20 protein-coding genes and 4 pseudogenes are annotated in these 16,724 nt (G+C 69.8%); 9 read left to right on the top strand and 15 right to left on the bottom strand.

Annotated features, from left to right (window positions below; translation table 11 throughout):
* Positions 1 to 7: 7 nt before the first annotated feature.
* The 3 genes and pseudogenes from AC07B0_RS32480 to AC07B0_RS32470 form a co-directional block, all read right to left on the bottom strand.
* Positions 8 to 139: pseudogene (locus tag AC07B0_RS32480) on the bottom strand (HNH endonuclease); the annotation flags it as partial.
* A pseudogene (locus AC07B0_RS32475) lies at positions 109 to 253 on the bottom strand (IS5/IS1182 family transposase); the annotation flags it as partial. The pseudogenes AC07B0_RS32480 and AC07B0_RS32475, both read right to left, overlap by 31 nt.
* 286 nt (positions 254 to 539) lie before the next feature.
* A complete protein-coding gene (locus tag AC07B0_RS32470; protein ID WP_478899675.1) occupies positions 540 to 803 on the bottom strand; it encodes a hypothetical protein in 264 nt (87 codons plus the stop codon).
* On the opposite strand from AC07B0_RS32470, the pseudogene AC07B0_RS32465 reads away from it, so the two are divergent.
* Positions 751 to 1,464 (top strand): annotated as a pseudogene (locus tag AC07B0_RS32465) (hypothetical protein); the annotation flags it as partial. The gene AC07B0_RS32470 and the pseudogene AC07B0_RS32465 overlap by 53 nt on opposite strands.
* A gap of 69 nt (positions 1,465 to 1,533) precedes the next feature.
* On the opposite strand, the gene AC07B0_RS32460 reads toward AC07B0_RS32465, so the two are convergent.
* From AC07B0_RS32460 to AC07B0_RS32445, 4 genes are read right to left on the bottom strand one after another with little or no spacing between them, the layout of a single operon-like run.
* Entirely contained in the window at positions 1,534 to 2,697 is a 1,164-nt protein-coding gene (locus AC07B0_RS32460) for a cysteine desulfurase family protein (RefSeq protein ID WP_478899579.1), read from the bottom strand.
* Positions 2,694 to 3,638, bottom strand: a complete 945-nt coding sequence (locus tag AC07B0_RS32455; RefSeq protein ID WP_478899578.1) for a hypothetical protein — start codon at positions 3,636 to 3,638, stop codon at positions 2,694 to 2,696. The genes AC07B0_RS32460 and AC07B0_RS32455 overlap by 4 nt, the downstream gene beginning before the upstream one ends.
* A gap of 17 nt (positions 3,639 to 3,655) precedes the next feature.
* Positions 3,656 to 4,282 carry a hypothetical protein gene (locus AC07B0_RS32450; RefSeq protein ID WP_478899577.1) on the bottom strand — a complete coding sequence of 209 codons (627 nt, stop codon included), beginning with the start codon at positions 4,280 to 4,282 and terminating at the stop codon, positions 3,656 to 3,658.
* A gap of 5 nt (positions 4,283 to 4,287) precedes the next feature.
* Entirely contained in the window at positions 4,288 to 4,833 is a 546-nt protein-coding gene (locus AC07B0_RS32445; protein WP_478899576.1) for a dCTP deaminase, read from the bottom strand.
* Between the two features lie 238 nt (positions 4,834 to 5,071).
* Here AC07B0_RS32445 and AC07B0_RS32440 point away from each other — a divergent pair, with 238 nt between their 5' ends.
* Complete coding sequence (locus AC07B0_RS32440) at positions 5,072 to 6,109, top strand: LysR family transcriptional regulator (RefSeq protein WP_469382764.1); 1,038 nt, start codon at positions 5,072 to 5,074, stop codon at positions 6,107 to 6,109.
* Between the two features lie 28 nt (positions 6,110 to 6,137).
* Positions 6,138 to 7,478 (top strand): methyltransferase domain-containing protein, encoded by a 1,341-nt coding sequence (locus AC07B0_RS32435; RefSeq protein ID WP_478899575.1) that lies wholly within the window; start codon positions 6,138 to 6,140, stop codon positions 7,476 to 7,478.
* 26 nt (positions 7,479 to 7,504) lie between these two features.
* On the opposite strand, the gene AC07B0_RS32430 is transcribed toward AC07B0_RS32435, so the two are convergent.
* The 3 genes from AC07B0_RS32430 to AC07B0_RS32420 all read right to left on the bottom strand — a co-directional run bounded on the left by AC07B0_RS32430 (position 7,505) and on the right by AC07B0_RS32420 (position 9,334).
* The gene (locus tag AC07B0_RS32430) at positions 7,505 to 7,822 is read right to left on the bottom strand and encodes a nucleoside triphosphate pyrophosphohydrolase (RefSeq protein WP_469382762.1); all 318 of its coding nucleotides are present in this window, start codon (positions 7,820 to 7,822) and stop codon (positions 7,505 to 7,507) included.
* A 171-nt stretch (positions 7,823 to 7,993) separates the two neighbouring features.
* Positions 7,994 to 8,536, bottom strand: a complete 543-nt coding sequence (locus AC07B0_RS32425; protein WP_478899573.1) for a hypothetical protein — start codon at positions 8,534 to 8,536, stop codon at positions 7,994 to 7,996.
* A gap of 396 nt (positions 8,537 to 8,932) precedes the next feature.
* Positions 8,933 to 9,334, bottom strand: a complete 402-nt coding sequence (locus tag AC07B0_RS32420; protein WP_478899572.1) for an ankyrin repeat domain-containing protein — start codon at positions 9,332 to 9,334, stop codon at positions 8,933 to 8,935.
* A gap of 205 nt (positions 9,335 to 9,539) precedes the next feature.
* On the opposite strand from AC07B0_RS32420, the gene AC07B0_RS32415 reads away from it, so the two are divergent.
* Together AC07B0_RS32415 and AC07B0_RS32410 are read left to right on the top strand one after the other, a co-directional pair.
* The gene (locus AC07B0_RS32415; protein WP_478899570.1) at positions 9,540 to 10,610 is read left to right on the top strand and encodes a MerR family transcriptional regulator; all 1,071 of its coding nucleotides are present in this window, start codon (positions 9,540 to 9,542) and stop codon (positions 10,608 to 10,610) included.
* Between the two features lie 248 nt (positions 10,611 to 10,858).
* Positions 10,859 to 10,990 (top strand): hypothetical protein, encoded by a 132-nt coding sequence (locus AC07B0_RS32410; RefSeq protein ID WP_469382758.1) that lies wholly within the window; start codon positions 10,859 to 10,861, stop codon positions 10,988 to 10,990.
* Positions 10,991 to 11,766: 776 nt separating this feature from the next.
* Here AC07B0_RS32410 and AC07B0_RS32405 read toward each other — a convergent pair.
* Positions 11,767 to 11,907 carry a hypothetical protein gene (locus AC07B0_RS32405; RefSeq protein ID WP_469382757.1) on the bottom strand — a complete coding sequence of 47 codons (141 nt, stop codon included), beginning with the start codon at positions 11,905 to 11,907 and terminating at the stop codon, positions 11,767 to 11,769.
* On the opposite strand from AC07B0_RS32405, the gene AC07B0_RS32400 reads away from it, so the two are divergent.
* On the top strand, positions 11,906 to 12,472 hold the full coding sequence (locus tag AC07B0_RS32400) for a hypothetical protein (protein ID WP_469382756.1): 567 nt from the start codon (positions 11,906 to 11,908) through the stop codon (positions 12,470 to 12,472). The two genes, AC07B0_RS32405 and AC07B0_RS32400, sit on opposite strands and share 2 nt — an antisense overlap.
* A 50-nt stretch (positions 12,473 to 12,522) precedes the next feature.
* On the opposite strand, the gene AC07B0_RS32395 is transcribed toward AC07B0_RS32400, so the two are convergent.
* The gene (locus AC07B0_RS32395) at positions 12,523 to 12,729 is read right to left on the bottom strand and encodes a YozE family protein (RefSeq protein WP_478899568.1); all 207 of its coding nucleotides are present in this window, start codon (positions 12,727 to 12,729) and stop codon (positions 12,523 to 12,525) included.
* Positions 12,730 to 13,000: 271 nt separating this feature from the next.
* Between AC07B0_RS32395 and AC07B0_RS32390 the strand changes: the two genes are divergently transcribed.
* Entirely contained in the window at positions 13,001 to 13,216 is a 216-nt protein-coding gene (locus tag AC07B0_RS32390) for a three-helix bundle dimerization domain-containing protein (RefSeq protein WP_478899567.1), read from the top strand.
* Positions 13,217 to 13,342: 126 nt separating this feature from the next.
* On the opposite strand, the pseudogene AC07B0_RS32385 reads toward AC07B0_RS32390, so the two are convergent.
* Positions 13,343 to 13,629, bottom strand: a pseudogene (locus AC07B0_RS32385) (HNH endonuclease); the annotation flags it as partial.
* A 102-nt stretch (positions 13,630 to 13,731) separates the two neighbouring features.
* On the opposite strand from AC07B0_RS32385, the gene AC07B0_RS32380 reads away from it, so the two are divergent.
* Positions 13,732 to 14,475, top strand: a complete 744-nt coding sequence (locus tag AC07B0_RS32380; protein WP_478899566.1) for a hypothetical protein — start codon at positions 13,732 to 13,734, stop codon at positions 14,473 to 14,475.
* A gap of 116 nt (positions 14,476 to 14,591) precedes the next feature.
* Here the strand turns inward: AC07B0_RS32380 and AC07B0_RS32375 are convergent, their stop codons facing one another.
* Positions 14,592 to 14,846 (bottom strand): hypothetical protein, encoded by a 255-nt coding sequence (locus AC07B0_RS32375; protein WP_469382753.1) that lies wholly within the window; start codon positions 14,844 to 14,846, stop codon positions 14,592 to 14,594.
* A gap of 245 nt (positions 14,847 to 15,091) precedes the next feature.
* Between AC07B0_RS32375 and AC07B0_RS32370 the strand changes: the two genes are divergently transcribed.
* Positions 15,092 to 15,757 carry a hypothetical protein gene (locus AC07B0_RS32370; protein WP_478899565.1) on the top strand — a complete coding sequence of 222 codons (666 nt, stop codon included), beginning with the start codon at positions 15,092 to 15,094 and terminating at the stop codon, positions 15,755 to 15,757.
* Between the two features lie 67 nt (positions 15,758 to 15,824).
* Here the strand turns inward: AC07B0_RS32370 and AC07B0_RS32365 are convergent, their stop codons facing one another.
* Complete coding sequence (locus AC07B0_RS32365) at positions 15,825 to 16,715, bottom strand: hypothetical protein (RefSeq protein ID WP_478899564.1); 891 nt, start codon at positions 16,713 to 16,715, stop codon at positions 15,825 to 15,827.
* Positions 16,716 to 16,724: the final 9 nt, after the last annotated feature.

Genomic DNA, 16,724 nt, shown 5'->3' with positions numbered 1-16,724 from the left:
ACCACGTGGTCGCGGTCCACTCCGCGCCGTACCGGCACAGCGCCTCCGGCGACGGCGGCAGCCACTGGGCCGGATCCTGGTCCGCCTTCGACCGGTTCGAGCGGGCCGTCACCGCCACCAGGGAAGCCGACTGGCCCTGGCGATGCCGAGCATGGCCTGGTGGCTCCCTCGCGCCCTTCAGTCGGCAGTCGCGGGGGATTTTCCAGGTCCCCATGCGGGCGAAGGTCCCCTCGACGCGGGCGTGGATATCCCTGGAGGGTGTCGGAGTACTGCGGAGCCCTGGGCCTGATGCACGGGCGGGTAAGCACTGCCTCAGAATGTGGCTGTGGATGACAGGTGGCATGTGCGGCCGGACAGTGAACGGCCTCAGTGGACCCTGAGCCCATATCTGGGTGTGGGACCGCTGCGTTTTGGCCTGTCCCACGTACTGATGATCGGTCCCTCGGCTCGGGCCCAGGCGACGGCAGTGGCGGCCTCTGATAGCCCGAGGCCCCCACGACGGCGGCAAGGGCCGCAGCGCGTCGGGCTGCGGGCTCAGGTCAGCCAATCCAGTCTCGGAATCGGGCGTGTGATGGTCCGCACGCCCTGTCGGCCAAGGCAGCCTCGTAAGCCTGCCTGGCTACGGCTTCCATCTCCTCCGCCGAGGTGACAGCGGGCACGAGGCCCCCCGAGCCGACCGCTGAGTGGATCGTGCATCGCGGATAGACCGGCTGAACGGCGTACCACCCGAAGGCGACAACGGCAGCCAGCATGACCAGGGTGATGAAGCGGCGTCTGGGTGTGTGGAAGAACGGGGTGATCACCTACGGATGGTACGGAGCATGCCTGACCCGCTGGCCCGCGCCTCCACTCCGTCACAGACGGGTCAACGATCCCCGCAGCTCCAAGGCAACTGCATTGGCAAACCCGGGCCCCGCACGCCCGGTGGGGCCGGCGTCTGCCCCAGCCTGGCCGGGCCACGCCGGGCCGCCGGCCACGCAGCAGCGCACGGCCGCTGCGGTCTGTCGCCGGGCCAGGTACGTGCAGCGGATCCCGCCGCCGGGATGCCACTCCATCACCGGGGCAACAGCGCTTCCGTGGTCGGGACACCAGATCACTGGAAACCCGCCCATTCGGCAGTCACGCCCAGCCCTATCGTCACGACCGGCAGCACCGCCGACCGTGGCCGACGGGCGCCTGGAGGACGAGGGCTGGCGCGTCCGCCAGGACAGTTCCCGGTTCTGGGCGAACGTGGTCATCACGGCCCTGTGGGACGACAAGGGCGTACTCCAGGGTTTCGGCAAGGTCACCCGCGACATGTCCGAACGGCGGGCGGCCCAGCACGCCCTCAGCGAGCGACGACGGTTGTTCGACCACTTGGTGCAGGCGCAGGAGACGGAGCGGCGCCGCATCGCGTGGGACGTCCACGACGACTCCATCCAGGCCATGGTCGCCGTCGGGATGCGGCTGGAGTTGCTGGCCGAGCGGGTGCCGGAGCCGTGCTCCGCGGGATCACGGGGCCCTGTGAACCGCCTTGGTCTCGTGCGGGGTGGTCTACGCCGCGGCGGTGACAGCTGCTCGGGCTCGGGCGGCCGCCTCTGCGAGCAGGGTGGCAGCGAGGTCGACTTCTGCGGCCGTGGTGGTTCGCCCCACGCCGAGACGCAGAGTGCGGCGTGCCTGGCTCCGGGTGAGGCCGATGGCGGTGAGGACGTGAGAGGGGTCGCTGGTGCCCGTGTTGCAGGCAGAGCCGGTGGCGGCGGCGACGTCCGGGAGGTGGTCGAGGACGTCGGCGGCTTCGGCGTCCGGAAGGGTAATGCTGAGGGTCCCGGGTAGTCGGCTGCTCGGGTGGCCGTTGACGGTGGCTCCAGGAATCGCGTTGAGGAGTTGGTCCTGGAGGCGGTCGCGCCGGGCGCGGATCTGCGTGAGGGCCGGGGTCGTGTCGGTGATGATGAGCTGGGCCGCGGCGCCGAAGCCGACGACGGCGGGCACGTTGAGGGTGCCAGCGCGCAGTCCGCGTTCCTGGCCGCCGCCGGTCTGCTGAGCAGCCAAGACGGTACCGCCCCGGACGTAAAGGGCTCCAGTCCCCTTCGGCCCGTAGAGCTTGTGGGCGGAGAGCGAGGCGAGGTCGACGCCGAGTTCGTCGGCGTCGAAGAGGGCGTATCCGGCGCTCTGGGCGGCGTCGGTGTGCAGGACGATTCCGCGATGGGCGGTGATCTGCGAGATCGAGGCGAGCCGTTGGAGGGTGCCGATCTCGTTGTTGGCGTGCATGACGGAGACGAGGACCGTGTTCGGGGTGAGGGCGGCGGCGATGTCGCCGGGGTGTGCCTGTCCGTGCTCGTCGACACCGACGCGGGTGGAGGTGTAGCCGTGGTGGTCGACGAGGCGCTGGACCGCGGCAAAGACGGCCTTGTGCTCGATCGCGGTGGTGACGATGTGGCCGCCGTGGGGGCGTCTGGCGAGGGCGCCGCCGACGATGGCGAGATGGTTGGCCTCGGTGGCGCCGGAGGTGAAGACGACCTCGAGGGGGTTCTTCGCGCCGATGAGATCGGCGACCTGCCGGCGGGCGGTGGCGACGGCCTTGGCCGCTACCCGGCCGTAGGCGTGGGCGCTGTTGGGGTTGCCGTACTCGGTGGTGAGGAACGGCAGCATCTCCTCCAGGACGCGGGGGTCGAGGGGGGTGGTGGCCGGGTGGTCGAGGTAGATCGGTCGGCTGCTCACGCTGCCTCCTTCTTGGCCCGGGCAGCGGCCGGCGCGGCCGCGGCGTACTTGCGTTCGCCGTCGACGAGGTCCCAGTAGACAGTGCGGGGCTCGGCAAAGACGGAGTAGGCGGTGGCCAGGCACCGCCAGTTCCGGTTCGGCTGGGCACGGGTGAGGACGAAGGCGTCCTCGAAGAGCATGGAGGCGCGCCGCATCAGGGTCGGGCGCGGGTCCTGGGGGCCGAAGAGCTGAAGGTAGCCGCGTTCGCGCAGCCAGGCCTCGGCGTGTTCGGGCTGGGGGTCTCCGGCGAGCTGGCCGCCGTCGGCCAGGGTCTGGGCGGCGAGGCGCTCCAGGCGCCGGCGCCGGCGGGCCTCCTCCCCACCGGGGCAGCGGTCGCCGGTGAACTTCCACTCGTTCCAGCGGGGGGCGGTGTAGCGGTCCCAGTCGACGTCGTCGAGCTGGGCGGTGACCTGGGGCGGCAGTTCACCGCGGGTGAGGTCGGCGACGTCGTAGCCGGGGCCGAGCGCTTCGAGGGTGAAGGTCCCCCGGATGCCGGGGCCCGGGCGGTCCATGCGGATCATGACGGTGAGCTTGTTGGTGAAGCGGTTGGTGGGGCCGGCCAGGATGACCGCGCGCCCGTCGGCCAGCAGGGGCTGCGCGCGGTGCGCGATCTCGCCGATGGGGAAGGTGTTGCCGCCGCGGTAATAGGCCTTCTTCTCCACGCCGCCGTCGGAGCGGATCATCAGCCTGTCGGTGCCGAGCGCGGTGGCGAGGGCGTGGGCGGCGGTGCGTATCTCGGCCGGGCTCTGGCCGGGCCGTAACAGGGCTGCGTTCAGGGTGGGGAGGCCGAGCGAGTGGAGCAGTGCCATGGTCTGCCACTTTGGCCAGCGCCGGTCCCGGGCGGCCGCCGCGAGTTCCTCGGCGCTCTGAGTGTGCAGCGGGCGGGGCAAGGGAATCGCCATGATGTTCCCCCTCGTCGTCAGGCGGTCGCGGTGGCCCGGATGGCAGCGGTCAGCGTGCCGTAGGTCTGGTGGCGGTTCTCGGTGAAGGGGTGGTCGCGCCAGTCGTACTGCTCACCGATGCCGAGCTGGTCGGCGACGACGCGGCGGACGAACTGGCGGGCGAACCGGCCGTCGGCGGGCCAGTAGTGGTGCTCGCCGGGGCGGGGGGAGAGGTACAGGTACGAGCTCTCGGTGGCCGCGGCCAGGTCGACGAGTGAGGAGAGGCGCCGGCCGGGGCCGCCGACCTTCTCGTACGCGGCCAGGATGGCGTCCGGGTCCGGTACGGGGATGAGGTGGAGGTGGGCGTGGCTGCAGCAGGAGGCGCCGAGCTCGCAGTCGCGCGGTCCGTGCTCGGCGACGATGGTGGGCCCGTAGTGGGTCTGGATCAGGGTGCGCATCGCCTCGAGGCCGGCGGCGACCTGCGGGAGGTCGTCGGGCGGGACGTCGGCGGCGGCGTCGAGGTGCTCCAGCGGCATGTAGAGGGAGTAGCCAGGGGTGAGGCAGCCGATGGTCGGCAGGAGGACCCAGCGGTCGGTCGTCTCGGTGATGATGCGGGTCTTGGGTTCGCGCGCGGTGAACTCGGTGCAGAACTGGCAGTCGTCCATGTCAGTCACCTTTTGTTCGGGTCGACGAGTTCGTCGGCGTAGCGGCTTTGCAGGTCTGCGGGATGGCCGTAGAACGGGTGGGCGGTCGCGGCGTGGCCGCCGTCGCGGAGCTGGAGTACGAGGCGGGCCAGCGGCATGCCGTGATGCAGGCGCAGGGTGGCCGGGCTGTGGTTGACGAGCTCCAGGGTCAGATGGCCGGCCCAGCCCGGCAGGACGAACGGGCTGGTGACGTGGACGGCCAGGCCGACTCGGGCCAGATGGCTCAGACCGCCGATCATCCCCATGACGTCCGGGCCCAGGGAGACCGGCTCGCAGGCCGGCGCCAGGATCATTTGCGCCGGCGCCAGGTCGTACGTCGTCCAGTCGGCGATCTGCGGGCCGTACAGGGTGTCGATGCTGGCCTGGTCGGCCAGGTCGACGACGGCGTCCGGCGCGACGAGGGGTTGGACCGGACCGCCGAGCCTCAAGAGCAGGCCGTCCCCGCGCAGTTCCCCGTCCCACGTCACGGCGCCGCTGTTGATGTGGTCCTTGATGGACGCGGCTGAGAGCATGCTTCACCCCCGGAATTCAGGCATCGGTGTGGTGACCGTCGCCAGATCGAAGGCGACTGAGGAAATGTTCCCGTGGATAGCTCGCTATGTCTCCATGTCCACCCGAACATTTCAAGGTTTTCCTGGCGTGAAATGCGGTGAAGTCCACTACTCCTGGCCGCTCGGACAGTGCAAGCTGGTGGGGTAGCGCCCAGGGGAGGGGAAGCGCATGGCGTCGTTACCGTCCGGCCCGCTCAAAGTGCCTGGTCCTGAAGGGTTCCGGGGCGATCTGCTCGCCTGTTCCCCGGACTTGCTGGACCTGACGTGGGACCAGATGCGCACGCTCGTCGTCGTCCACGAGGAGGGCACGGCGCTCGCGGCGGCCCGGCTGCTGGGGCGGGAGCAGTCGAGCGTGCAGAAGCAGCTCGACATCCTCAACCGGAACTTCCAGGCACTGACCGGTGAGCTGGTGGTGGTCAAGCAGGGCCGCGGCCGCGATCTGCTGTTCACCCCCACCGGGCTGGAGGTCGTGGACCGGATCCGGTCCACGTTCTCGGACTGGCTCCAGGGCATCGCGAACTCCCGCCGCCGGCTCGGCTCCACCCTGACCGTGGGCACCACCGAGTTCACGCTCCCGTTCCTGGCCCGGGTGTGGGAGCGGGTGGAGCCCGAGCTGATGGCGCGGGAGGTGGAGCTCAAGGTCGTCCACGTGCGCACCCGCGACTTCCGACAGCGCCTGGACTCCAACCAGGTGGACCTTCTGTGCGGAGGACTGGCTGCGCCGGTCGGGAACGGCCCGCTCGCCCCCGAGTACGACTTCCTGGAGTGGCACCGCGAAGGCCTCGCCCTCCTGACGAACCTGTCCGTCCGCGAGCTGCCCGCCCGGCAGGTCGGCGTCGAGCGGCTGCGGAACCTGCCGCTGGTCATCCCCTCCCGCGGGGTAATCGCCGACTTCGTCGAGCGCTGGTACGGAACCGACTTCCGCACCCATCTCCAGGTCGTCGCGGAGATCGACGACATCTACTACGGGCTGGCCCTGCTGCGCTCAGAGATGACCCGAGGCTGCATGCTCTGCGCCCGATCCATAGGCGAGGCCGCCGTCGCGGGCCGGCTGCCCGGCGGCGAGGGCTTCCGCCTGGTCGAGTTCGCCGACGACTTCGACCCCATGCTCCAGCTCGTCTCGGGAGTCTTCGCGCGCAAGGGCGAGCGGGACACCTACGACGCCTCGCACCCGCTGAACGTGCTGTGGGAGGCCTTCCGCGAGGAAGCCGCCTCCGGCCGGCCGATCCCGCTGTGACCATCCCGTCCGCCGAAGGGCACTTCTGATGCTGCTGGCCTCGATCAACCTCAACAAGCGGCTCGGCGCGGACGGCGCCCGGGCACGGTTCGCCGCCTGGCTGCGCGGGCACGAGGTCGCGGTCATCGTCGCGCAGGAGCCGTACAAGCCCGCCGACCGACGCCCGCCGCTCCTGCCCGGGTACGTCTTCGCGGGCGGGGACGGCCACCTCGCCACCTGGGTCCGCGAGGACATCGCCACGCCGGCCGTCTCTGCGCCGACCAGCTGGGCGCAGCGGGTGGCGCTCGGCTGGCTCACCGTCCTGCAAGTGCACCTCGACGCCTACACCAGCGCGGCGCGCGCCACTCAGCTCGGCGAGCTCGCGGCGCTGGCCGCCGCCGAGGGCGGGCGGCCGCTGCTGATCTGCGGGGACTTCAACCTCGCGCCGCGGCCGCAGGACGGCTTGTACGACGGGGAGGTCAGCGGGTTCACCGCGGACACTGAGCGCAAGGCGCTGCGACACCTGCTGCAGACGGCGTGGCTCGTCGACACCACCAGCTCGGACAGGGAGGCGGAGTTCACGTTCGAGCGGCTCTTCACCGGCAAGCTCAGCCGCTTCCGGTGTGACCTGGCCCTGCTGAGCGACCACCTGGCCGCCGGGGTCCCGGTCGCGGCCCGGCATGAAGTCCGTACGGGGCCGGTGGCATTCACCGACCATTCCGCGATCCTCCTCGACCTGCCGATCACCCCGGAGGTCGCGGAGCCGGACGACGTACTGTTCGCGATCAGTGACCTGACGGGCAAGCAGCCGGCGGCCGCGGGCGCGCGCCCGTACCAGCCGCACAAGACCGCGATGAGCCGCCAGGCGGCCTCACCGGCGGCCCGTGCGGTCACCGGGCACCTGACGGGCCCGCTCGGCATCCGTACGGTCCTCGATCACGGGTGCGGCCGCGGGGCCGACGTCGGCCACTACCGGGCCGCCGGGCTGGACGCCGACGGGTACGACCCTCACGACGGGTTCGGCTGGCCCCGTCCAAAGCGGAAGGGCTACGACCTGGTGACCCAGATGTTCGTCCTCAACGTGCTGCCCGACCCGGGAGCGCGGATCCGCGCGCTGCAGGACGCGGCCGCGTTCGTCCGCCCTGGCGGGCGCGTCGTGGTCGTCACCCGCTCCCCCGAGGAGATCACGAAGGCCGCCGCCAGCGGCAGCTGGACGGCCCATCATGACGGCTACTGGTCGAGCGAGGGGAAGGGGACCTTTCAGCGCGGCATCAGCGCGGCGGAAACCACCGCGCTCGCCCGGCACGCCGGCCTCGCCCCCGCGGTGGGGGCGGCCGGGCTGACCCTGCCGGGAGTAAGTCACATCGTGCTGGTCAAACCCGAGCTGTAGAGGTGTTACAGGACCGGCACCGCAGGTCAGCGGTTGCCGGTCCAGACGATGCGCTCCGAGAACCCGCCCCGCTGCTCGGCCTTGGACGCCCGGATCTTCTCGAGCTGGGCAGCGTCGACGCCGAGGTCCGCCGCGAGGGCGAAGGCAACCTCGAGGACGTCCGCGAGCTCCTCGGGGGCGTCGGTCTCGTCCGCTTCCATGTACTCCGCCACCTCCTCGGCCAGCTTCGCGCGGAGCCGCTCGCGGTACTCCGCCGGATCGGCCACATAGACCTCCGGCTCGGCTCCGTCCGCGCGGATGATCTGAGGGATCCGGTCCCGTACCAGCTTGCCCGTGGTGAGCACGTACTCTCCTGCACCAGTTCGTCCTTGGCCGGCCACGCGGCCGGCCCCGTGTTGTTCGAGCGTAGAGATGGCACCTCATCGGGCGCCATCAGAACCAGGAATCCCACCCGAAGTGGTCAGTTCTTCAGAGCTGTGCGAGCGCTCGTGAGGAGCGCCCTGCTCAGAACTGATTCAACGGCAAGTTCGGCCCCGGTCGTGACGAGCAGGTCGACGTGCTCGATCCGTTCTGGGGCTCTCTGCAGCAGGAAGTTCTGGTAGCCGGGCTTGTCGCGTGCCGTCCGCACGCGAGGCCACCCTCACTGGCTTTCCAGGTACCAGGCGACCTCTTGGTCTGGGAGGGCACAGCGGATCCACAGCGGTGGGGGTGTTCTGTCGAGCGGCGTAGTCACCGATCCGCAGCGTGGCCAGCCGGCCGAGCCGGTTGTGGTCGGGATCGGTGAAGGCCAGCCGCACCATCCAGCTCTGCTCTGAGCGTTCGTCCTTGGTCCACCCCGGGGCGTCGGATCCTTCTTCCAGGGCGAATGTTCCGACGAGCTGATCGTCTCCCCACATGCCGATGAGCTGAATGTCCAGCTGGGAGTCGGCAGCCAGGCGGAGCAGGGACGAACCGTCGGTCGTCGCGGTTCGGATCCGCATCTCGTGGTCGTTGCGGCGGTAGACGAGGTCCGCGAGCGAATCCCAGTCTGACGTGGTCAGGGGCAGCAAGGAGTACATGGCGTTGGTCTCTGTCTACGAGGTCGGATGCTTCACTGCGACGCCGGCGTACGCCGCGGAGACGTAGTCGGTGACGGCGGCGAAGGGGTGGCCGGTCTGGTGCCGCGCGGTGGGGACCGTGCGGACCGGACCGCCGTAGAGGTCCCCCAGTCCCCGAAGACATCACGCGAGGTGACCGGCCACCGGCCCCGGGGCCGGCCACCGTCGCCCTTCGGCCGGCCGCAGCCGCGGAGGGTCTGCCGGACCGCCCGTCGCCGCCGGACACGCAGGAAGCGCCTGTCCCTGTCAGGGATAGGCGCTTCCTGGACAGCCGGCTTCAGGCGGCGGCCGGACCGAACGGCCTACTCGAGTGGCACCACGACCCTCCGGACGCCGGCTCATCGCAAAGGCACGGTCTCAGCCCTTCTTGAAGAGCTCCACCAGATCCTGCCGGTTCACCATGTCGGCCGTCTCGATCGCCGAGGGGGATCCTGCCGAAGGGTCCGCGCCACGCGCCAACAGTTCCCGGATGATCTCGTCTCGCCCCTTGAACACCGCTCCGCTGAGGGGCGTATGCCCTCGAGTGTTGGCCTGGTCCAGGTCAGCTCCGCGCTCCACAAGCGCTTGCACGGTGTCGAGGTGACCGTTGTAGGCGGCCAGCATGACCAGCGAATCACCCCTGTCGTCGACCAGGTTGACTGACATGCCAGCGTCCAGATACGTGGCGAGCGCGGCGGTGTCTCCATGGCGAGCCAGGTCGAAGACCTTGGCGGCGAGCTGCCGCTCCTCAGGGCCAAGCTCAGCAGTCGAGTCAGTCACGATGAGTCTCCATAACATCTCGTAACGTTACGACTTCTCCAACCTAGCCGATCTACGAACGCGCAGGCAGGCATTCGGCTTTGCGGCAGAGCGACAACGAGACCGCATACCGGGCCCACAAGCAGCACAGGGCCGGAGCACCTCTTCGCCAGCCGAGACCGACTGAACCTGCGCCGGGTCAGACGGTGGGCGAGGCCGTCCAGTCGTGGCGTCCGTAGCCGAGCTGCTCGGCGACGGGTGGAGCGTCGCGACCAACGAACTCGGCCGGGGCATCTACCCCCACATCGTGAGGGCCGAGGCCGGCGACGTCGTCCTCTTCTTCGAGCTGGGCGTGGACGAGTGGGAAGAGCTGTACCTGAGCTGCCACACCGCCCACGTCGTCCCGCACTACTACCTCGCCCCCGACTTCGCCACCGTGGAAGAGATCGCCGCCGAAGTCGGGATGTCCGTCGGCCGCCTGGCCCCCCACGGGGCCGGGCCGGCGACCCATCACCGCGTGGACGCCCGCGAGCACCAGGACGTGGCCGAACGGGGCGCTGTGTCGTCCGCGTCGGTCGCCGCCGGCTTCGATCCGGGACGCCGCGGATCCGGAGCGCGAAAAGCCCCCCGGACAAGACGATGGGGTCGGTGGCCCACGCACAACCACACGTGCGCGGTCAGTACCCGCCGCCCCCTTCACCCGTCTCCACCACAAGGGCAGGACTGCGTACGGCAGTCTAGAACCCCTCCACTCTCCGGACAGGAGCACCATCCCGTTATCCCCCACGGCCGCCCCGCCATGACCGAGGACGACATCGCGACCGCCCGAGGGCTGAACGTCCAGACATGGCGCCGCCGCGAAGGCGCAGCCTTCCGCGCCCACGTCCCCGTCACCAACCCCGCCGACCGCCTACGCCTCTACGACCGCGACCAGGCCCGCGCCCACCTCAACGGCACGCCCCTACCGGACCCGCCCCCGCCCGGTGAGCACCCGGGCGACCTCCTCACCGACCGTGAGGCCGGCGACGTCCTCGACGTCAGCCCCCACACCGTCCGCGCCTACGCCTCCACCGGCTACCTCTCCACCGGCATCGAGCTCCACGGACGCCGCTGGTGGCCCCGCCACGAAATCGACGCCCGCCGCACAGCCGACGACCAACGCAGCACCCCCCGCGAGACCGCCGTCCGCGACCTCGCCGCCGACCTCACTGGCCCCAACTCCGTCCAGCCCACCGCCGCCGAGCTGGCCGCACGACAGCAGCTCGACCCCACGGAAGACCAGCAGCACACCGGCTGACGCAGCAACCCCGGTTGTACCCGGCAGAGCCCGGAACGACAGCTGACAACCCGGCGCAAACGGAACGCATTATTCCGAAGTGGCATTTCAGAGAATCGCGTGCAAGCCGATATCAAAAGAGCTAAGTTCGGGCATGGAGTTTCTTTTCATGAGGGGCGCACGCGCCTTTCTGTGAGGTGACCTGCGACGTCCAGGGCACCCCACGGGAGGACGCACAACCGATGCGTCCCACAAAGGAAAGGAACACCATGAGCAAGCGCCCCACCGGGGACCGTCGACGCCTGCGCCGTGCACTGCACATCGCACGCATCCTCACCCCCGGCGTCAAGCTGCTCGCCGCCTGCGCGACCCTCGCGGCCGCACTGGTGAAACTGGGCTGACACCGCCCCGGACCTCTTAGCCAGGCCCGGGACGGCGGTCCACAGGAGGCCTGCCCCGCAACCAGCGCGGCAGGCCTCCGGCATGCACAGAGACGACCTCAGTACATACTGAAACGCCAGTACGCAACGCGCACGGCACAATGCCGCCTGACACATTAAAGTCTATCGGCCAACATCTGAAACTGTAAACCACGTCCACGTCGATCCACGGCGGAAATGACTCCGAACAGTAGCCCCACATGGCGGCGAATCCATGACGACAGCGCCCGTCACATGATGACGGGAAAATGTCGCAATCCATCCCGCAAAGCGGGCCGCAGGAGCATGGAAAGAGGCGGCCCGGTGGTACTGCCCCCGCCGGCGCGGGCACCGAGCCTCACCCGCGCAAACCATATCGGCACGCTCCGACGTACGGGTCAGGGGGAATCGCCCCGCCACACGTACCGGCGGGGCACCCCCGCCACCGTCGGCGTCCGGTCCAGCCGGCTCGTAGTCGGAACGGCCAACCGGGCCGAACGCCCCGTGATCCGACATCAACAGGGCGCCGTCCACGACTTCCTGCGGCGTCCACCCGGTCACGTCCAGGAGCAGCCCCTGCAGCGGCCCGCCGAGCAACTCGGCGTACGCCCGCCCGTCCTGCGGCCCCACCGGGTCACCGGGTTTCGACCCGTACACAGCCCGCCCCACCCACGCAGCATCCATGCCCCCCCAGCCTGCCATCCCACGAGGCGGCCACGGGTGGTGATGCCTCATCACCACCCGGCCCCGGGCACCACTCACACCAGGGGCACGGCCTCCGCACGGCGCAGCGCGCGGGTCAGCGCCCACGCGAGGTCGTCGTAGCCGAGGTCCTCGGGGTCGACTTCGGCGAAGAACGCTTCGATCGTGTCGCGTAGGACGTCGGCTGCCCTGACCATGGCGTCTTCGCTCCCGGACATCCGTTTCCGCGTCCCCCTGCGGCAGCTGATCAGCGATGCACGCGCCGCGTCCGTGATCCGCAGCGATGGCCGTGCTCTGGTGCGCAGGGTCGATCCCGCGGTCGGGGCGGCAGTCGAGGAAGCGCTGAAGGCAGCAGAGCAGCCGGAGCGTGGCTCTGCCAGCAGGCACCTCCGTCAGGCGATGGATCTCGCCTACGCGCTGCATCCGGATCCGGTGAAGGCGTACAGCGAGGCGATCAAGGCCGTGGAATGCGCTCTGCACGACACCATCCAGCCGAACAACCGCAAGGCAACCCTGGGCACGATGAAGGGTGAACTCCTACAGCTCCAGAACAAACTCCGCAGCGCGATCACCGGGTCAAACGGCAGCGAAGGCCTTGAGACGGCCCTGAAGATGATGACGCTGCTGTGGGAGAGCCAGACCAGCCGGCACGGGGCCCGCACCCAGACGCGCGACGAGACACCCGAAGCCGCCAGGATGGCCGTGCACCTCGCCGCCGCCCTCGTTCAATGGTTCGCCTCGGGAGCCATCAAGAAGGCCTGACGGCCGTTCGCCCGCCAGTTCAGTCCAGACGCGGGTCCAGCTGGGAGCGGTCAGCGGGAGGCGTAACGGACCCAGGCGTCCGTAAGGTCCTGCAGTGCCGTTGGCGTGGCACGGCCGCCCTCCAGGTGCGCGGTGAACGTCTCCAGCCGGTCCGGCGCCTCGGGCCAGTCCGGATCGGCTGCGGCCCTCCTCGCAAGCTCGCCGAGGGCGTCCTGGTCCGTCACGTGCCTCAACAGCCACGCGGTGAACCCGCCCATCGACCCATCCCTGTCTTCGGTGATCACCACGCCCGCAGCCGACGAGCGCGGTGAAGAACGCCTGCGGCCGGGCTGGCTGCCTGGGAACGCAGGCAGCCGGTCACTGCCGAAACTACTCCCCCGCCACTGCCTGCCGGTATCGGTCCAGCAGATTCCAGCCGGTGGGCGCGGCCGACCGCCGTGCACAAGCGGCGGAAGATCGACTTACCCGCCTGGGGCCGTTCCGTGAAACTGAGGGACGACGGTCCCTTTGAGGAAGGTGAGGCGCGGGATGGCGGAATCGGAGGATGCCGGTACTATCCGCCACGTCAGCGAGCGGCTGATGAAGGCGCACCCTCAGCTGGACACAGGACTGGTGCGCAGGTCAGTACAGACGGCATACGAAGAGCTCAGATACACGCGGGTCCGTACCTATCTGCCGGTCCTGATGGAACGCAGAGCCAAAGACCTGCTGCCGCCCGATGACCAGACGGAGCGCCACAGCTGACCCAGCTGCGTGACCGTCCTCCGCGCGGCGGTGCCAGGCGAGGATCTCCGCGGGCCAGGGAATGGAGTTCGAGAAGGCCGCCACCCTCGGCGAGGTGACGGCCCTCAGCCCGTCTGCACCCGGCACCTACGGGGCGGGGGTGAACTCCACGTCCGTGCCGCCGCAGCCGGCCGCGATGTCCAGCAGGCGGTCGCGCTCCAGCTCGTCCACCGCGAGACCCCACCGCAGCTTCGTCGCGGTCCACTCCGCGCCGCACCGGCACAACGCATCCGGCGCCGGCGGGAGTCACTCCGCCGGATCCTGATCCGCCTTCTGCCGGTTCGAGCGGGCCGTCACTGCCACAGCGAGGCCGGCTGGCCCTGGTCGCTCGCGTACGCCTCCCGCCGCGCGGGCGTCCATTCCGCTGCTCCAGCTGGCGGAGAGCGTCATTCCAAGCACGCGATATTCGGAGGGGTTTCGGCGTCAGTGAGCCATAGGGTTGGCGCGCCAAGACAGCCTGGTAGCAGGGGAGAAGCGTGCGGTCTGAGGAACGTGTGGGGTGGGAGCGGGACTTCCCGGTCCGGTATCTCCTGGTGCGGGAGGACCCCGAAGGTGAGGAGGAGGGCCTGCTGTGGGGGCGGTGCGCGGATGTCGAGGGCCTGTTCGTGAACCCGCCTCCGCGGGCGCGAGAGGTTCTGACGCTGCGTGGCTGCCCGCGTGAGAGTCTGCTGGTCCAGGCCGTGGCGGGCAGCCCCGAAGCGGTGCGGCTGCTGGGGGACGGAATGCTCTCGATCGAGCCTGTGGATCCCGCGAACGACGGGCCGGCCCGCTTCTGGGACCTGGAGGACACGACTGTCCTGGCCCACTGGCCCACGCCGGGCGATCCCGGACGCGTGGACATCGTCGTGGGCACCGGAGTCAGGGAGGACGACTACTGGGGCGGCAAACGGCTGCCTGCGAGTCCGCGGTTCGACCTGTGGTTCCCCTCGATCCAGGGGGACAGCTCATCGGGCAGTTGCCGTTCCATTGACGGCCTGTTCACCCCGCGCCCGCAGCGACCCACCCAGCCCGTGCACCTGATCGGCTGCGAACCCGCCGCACCGCTCCTGGCCCTGCTGCGTCGTCCCCTTCCTCAGAAGGGCGACCCGATCACGCTCTGGCGCCTCGATCGCCACGGCCGGACGATGACCGGGTACCACCTCGGCCTGGACACCGTCGAGGCACGCCCATCCGTCCTCGGCGGAGCCCTGATCGACGTCACCATCACCGACCCCCGGTGACGACCGCCCCACCCTGGCCGCCCGCGCAGTCTGGGACAACTGGTCCGACGGTGTTCCCACACGGCCCAACCAGTGGGCACCATTCGACGCCGAGGGCCGGTCCGAGTGGCTGCACCTCACCCACGTCGGCCCGTACGGGCCGGAGGCACGTCGTTGCCGCCGGCCATGTCGGCCAAGCGCTGGTCGTGACGCAGGACGGCCAGGACGATCACCGCGATCTTCCCGGGCGGCAGGATCCGCCAACGTGACCCTTTACCGCAACGCACCCGATGCTTGGCCCGCACCCCGAGCCACTCCGGCTCCAGCACCGTCCCGCCCTGCGCCTCAACAGCCGCACGGAACTTCAGCCACGCCTCACCGCTGTCCGGCATCAGCTCCCCTGCCCATCCAACTCACCACCCCCACAGGTACCAGACACCCACGCGCCACACCGTCCACCACCAGCACAGACCGCTAATCTGGCGCCAGCGCTACACCTAGTCCCGTCTCCATGGGGGTTGCGGGTCAGGCCGAGCGCCCCGACCGGTGCGGGAACCGACCCCCGCGCCGGTCGCCACCCGCCGGCACTCTGCTGCCCGCCCTGCCCCTGTCAGACCGGCCCGATAGTGTGGCCGCCATGAGCGACGGCATCGCGTGGATAGGCGCACAGCAGACCACCCCCACCCCGCCCGGTACCCGTGGCATGTACGCCGGGATCTCCCTCACCCTCGCCCGAGGGGTCGATCAGGACGAGTTCCTCATCAACCTCGGCGCTGACCTCGACGAACTGAGCGAGCGCGTTCCCCTGTCCGAGCTGCGCACCCGGCCCCTCCCCGACGCGCCGCCCACCGCACAGTTCAGCTACGCCATGTACGGCACGTGCGGGGATTGGACGTACGTGCTGGAGAACGGGCACATGGCCACCTGGGCAGGCGGCTACCAAGGCAAGGTCAAGTCCATGACCCCCTGCCCGGATGAAGAGATCCTGTGCCTGACCGTCAACCGGTACAGCCCGCCCGCCGCGCTCATCCACGCTCCCGGTGACGGGCGCGCCTACCGGGCCGAGTTCGGCACCGCCACAGGCCGGGGCGGCTTCCTCGACCTGGCGCTGACCGCCGAGGGCGCCGTGTTCCCCTCGATCCCCGACGCCAGTGAGGCCGAGGTCGTGGCCTACCACGAGGAGCACAGGCCGCGCCTGCCGGAGCTGGTGTTCACCGCCGCCGGCAAGTACACCGAGGTCGTCATTGACCAGGCTGCCGTGATGGCCGGTGACCTCCCCGCCGTCCACCTGCTGATGTCCTGACCCCGCGTACACGGAAGCGGCCCCCACCCAGAACCCGGGTGGGGGCCGCTCGCTGTTGTGCCGGGTGTTAGTGCGCAGCGAGCTGGCAGATCACCGGCTGACCGCCGCCGACACCGTACGTGCAGGTGCCGCCGTCATCGATCCGGGTATCCAGCCAGTACGCATCCTTGTCCTTGATGCGCATCTGCTTCATGAAGTTCGCGAAGTGGCCGCCCATGGATTCCTGGTTGTGCATGCCCGAGATCGCCGCCCGGCCACACACCTCGTTGAAGGTGGGGTCAGCCCCGTTCTGCGAGAACAGGTGGATCATGCTGCCGTGCTGCTTCGCGTACATCGAAATGCACGCATCCCCGCTGGGGGTGGTCTTCCCCGGCGGGATCGCCGGGTTGATGCCGCCCTCGGTGGACGACATGCCGCCGCTGTTGTACGACGAGGCAAACGCGAACTCGTCACAGTTCAGGGTGTCGCCCGCGTCGACCAGGGCGGAGGCGTCACCGTTGCTCGCGGCCCACCCGGTGGGGCAGATCCGCCCACGGGAACGGTTGTTCTGCGCCTCGTCGCCCATGTAGTAGAGGGGCTTTTGATCCGTCATCGAACCCGGATGCTTCGGCGTGGCCTTCTGGATCAGCCACGCGTGCGCGGCGGCCTGCGGGAACGCCTTCGCGTTGAACGTGTACGTCGGAGCGACATTCACGAACACGCAGCCCGGAACGGACCCGGGCGGAGCGTCCGCGGCAGGGGTGTCGCAGCGGATACGGTCGAGATCCTCGGTGCCGCCGTCGTAGTCAAGCGACCACTGGTAGCCGGTCTTGAACGGGCGGATCTTCCCATCGGCGGGGAGAATGTTCGCGTCGATCTGAATGTCCGGCTTGAACCGGTAGTCCGTACCGGCCAGCGACGTGTCCCACGTGTACGGCGTCGTCTGGTGCAGAGGAGCCGTCTTCTCTGCACCAGTCAAGGCGAGCCG

The sequence above is a fragment of the Streptomyces sp. NPDC044704 genome (genome assembly GCF_056433525.1).
Note: the sequence above shows the minus strand (reverse complement) of the source record. Positions and strands in the feature narration are given on the sequence as shown.

Bases quoted from the DNA above. Each gene is read 5' to 3' on its own strand.
- AC07B0_RS32455 (WP_478899578.1), bottom strand. From the start codon at position 3,638: ATGGCGATTCCCTTGCCCCGCCCGCTGCACACTCAGAGCGCCGAGGAA.
- AC07B0_RS32450 (WP_478899577.1), bottom strand. From the start codon at position 4,282: ATGGACGACTGCCAGTTCTGCACCGAGTTCACCGCGCGCGAACCCAAG.
- AC07B0_RS32445 (WP_478899576.1), bottom strand. From the start codon at position 4,833: ATGCTCTCAGCCGCGTCCATCAAGGACCACATCAACAGCGGCGCCGTG.
- AC07B0_RS32435 (WP_478899575.1), top strand. From the start codon at position 6,138: ATGCTGCTGGCCTCGATCAACCTCAACAAGCGGCTCGGCGCGGACGGC.
- AC07B0_RS32425 (WP_478899573.1), bottom strand. From the start codon at position 8,536: ATGTACTCCTTGCTGCCCCTGACCACGTCAGACTGGGATTCGCTCGCG.
- AC07B0_RS32410 (WP_469382758.1), top strand. From the start codon at position 10,859: ATGAGCAAGCGCCCCACCGGGGACCGTCGACGCCTGCGCCGTGCACTG.
- AC07B0_RS32400 (WP_469382756.1), top strand. From the start codon at position 11,906: ATGGCGTCTTCGCTCCCGGACATCCGTTTCCGCGTCCCCCTGCGGCAG.
- AC07B0_RS32405 (WP_469382757.1), bottom strand. From the start codon at position 11,907: ATGGTCAGGGCAGCCGACGTCCTACGCGACACGATCGAAGCGTTCTTC.
- AC07B0_RS32395 (WP_478899568.1), bottom strand. From the start codon at position 12,729: ATGGGCGGGTTCACCGCGTGGCTGTTGAGGCACGTGACGGACCAGGAC.
- AC07B0_RS32390 (WP_478899567.1), top strand. From the start codon at position 13,001: ATGGCGGAATCGGAGGATGCCGGTACTATCCGCCACGTCAGCGAGCGG.
- AC07B0_RS32375 (WP_469382753.1), bottom strand. From the start codon at position 14,846: ATGCCGGACAGCGGTGAGGCGTGGCTGAAGTTCCGTGCGGCTGTTGAG.
- AC07B0_RS32370 (WP_478899565.1), top strand. From the start codon at position 15,092: ATGAGCGACGGCATCGCGTGGATAGGCGCACAGCAGACCACCCCCACC.